Consider the following 1,838-nt stretch of genomic DNA (forward strand, 5'->3'; position numbering starts at 1 on the left):
CCGTATTGTCAAAAGTTCCATAGTAAAAAGTTAATAATCCCTTGATCTTAAAGGCTTTAAAAACAAAAAACTTGCCACCCCCTAAATTTTAAGGTTTGATGAGGTTACCAGACGACACCAAATCCCTAAAATTAGGAAGTGACAAGTTGTTACCTCAATTTATAGCGTATTTACTTTCGTATATCAAGTTTCAAGAAAAAATTATCTTTGGCCTTTTGGGAATGATCCTTGGCAAATCAGTGGCTAAAGCTGCTTTTGATGTGCCTGTAAACCAGCCTTATCGAAAATTACAGGTTGATGAGATGCCCATCATTGAAAATTTGGAGAAGCTTGACTATCAAAAGCTTCTTTCTGATTACCAAGCTAAACATGGAAAACCATTAAAGCCGGTTGTACGTCGGAAAAATAGTGTGGTTAATGTTCCGACTACTCTCTCGTGCCCAAAGTGTTCGACGCCTTCTTCGTATCTTTATGCCAATAACGGCGATAAAGGGCAGTATCAATGCAAAGTGTGTGCGTGTCTGTTCAGCAAGAAAAACCGTTTCCTAAAAGAGGCTATCCTTAAATGCCCTCATTGTTTAAAGACTTTGGAAAGAATCAAGGAACGTAAGGATTTTTACGTGTTCAAATGTAAAAACAATGCCTGTTCGTTCTATCAAAATAACCTAAACAAGATGACCAAAGAAGAAAAGGAACAGTTCCAAACAGATCCTCAGGCATTCAAAGTAAGATACATCTTTCGAGAGTTTACCTTTGACTTTAAGCCTTTATCCAAGGAGTCACCGGTAAAGCCAAAAGTGGATCTTTCACGTATTTATGTGTCAGCCCATACGTTGGGGCTTATTTTGACGTACCACGTGAATTACGGCCTCTCGGCCAGAAAAACAGCTGCCTTGATGTTTGATGTGCACAACGTTAAAATTTCCCATCAGACCATCTTGAATTACATGAACAGCGTCGCCCTTATCACCAAGCCGTTTATTGATCATTATCCCTATGACCTGTCAAACAGCTTTTGCGGCGATGAAACCTATATCCGCGTCAAAGGGCGCTGGCATTATCTGTTCTTTTTCTTTGATGCCGTCAAGAAGATCATTCTGTCTTACCCTGTGTCACCAAACAGGGACACGCCGTCGGCCATCAGGGCGCTGGACCAGGTGCTGCAGAAACTTAAAACAATCCCGGAAGACCTGGTGTTTGTCGTCGACGGCAATCCCATCTACATCCTGGCGCAGCACTTTTTTGCCCAGCATGGCATTCACTTTGACATCCACAGGGTCATCGGCCTGACCAACGAGGATCCTGTCTCAGAAGAATACCGTCCGCTTAAACAGATCATTGAGCGTCTGAACCGGACATTCAAAGGCAATTACCGGGCGACAACCGGGTTCGGTTCCCAGGAGGGATCCGTCTCCTTTGTGACCCTGTTTGTGGCGTACTTTAATTTCCTCAGGCCACACGCGGCACTGGAGAATCAGGTGCCTGTGATCATCCCGGAACTTCAAAGGATGCCCAATATGCCGGAAAGATGGACAAAACTGATCTCGCTAGCCCAAGATTTCTTGGACGAACAGCAGTCCGCCTAGCTTTTTGTTTAGCTGAGCCCTTGCATCTGAGCAATCGGCGGAGCGAACCCTTGACAAACCGAATGGAGAAAAAGGTTAAAATTGGATAATGTCAAGGGCTCTTTGTCGTGCCTTCTTTTGTCCCCTTCGCCCTTGATACTTTTATCGCAACCTTTTTTGACTGTTTGTCAAGGGCGATTGCGGGCGACATTTTCCCTCTGTACTTTGGAAAAGTGGAAATCGTTAATCTTTCATAGAACTTTTTACACTACC

Annotated in this window: 1 protein-coding gene; it reads left to right on the plus strand. The window is 43.7% G+C overall.

The window, feature by feature from the left end; genetic code table 11:
• Window positions 1-146: 146 nt before the first annotated feature.
• Window positions 147-1,586 carry a DDE-type integrase/transposase/recombinase gene (locus tag JOC94_RS22620; RefSeq protein WP_205180431.1) on the plus strand — a complete coding sequence of 480 codons (1,440 nt, stop codon included), beginning with the start codon at window positions 147-149 and terminating at the stop codon, window positions 1,584-1,586.
• Window positions 1,587-1,838: the final 252 nt, after the last annotated feature.

This window comes from Siminovitchia thermophila, from assembly GCF_016909185.1.
In the GTDB taxonomy this organism is placed as follows: domain Bacteria; phylum Bacillota; class Bacilli; order Bacillales; family Bacillaceae_C; genus Siminovitchia; species Siminovitchia thermophila.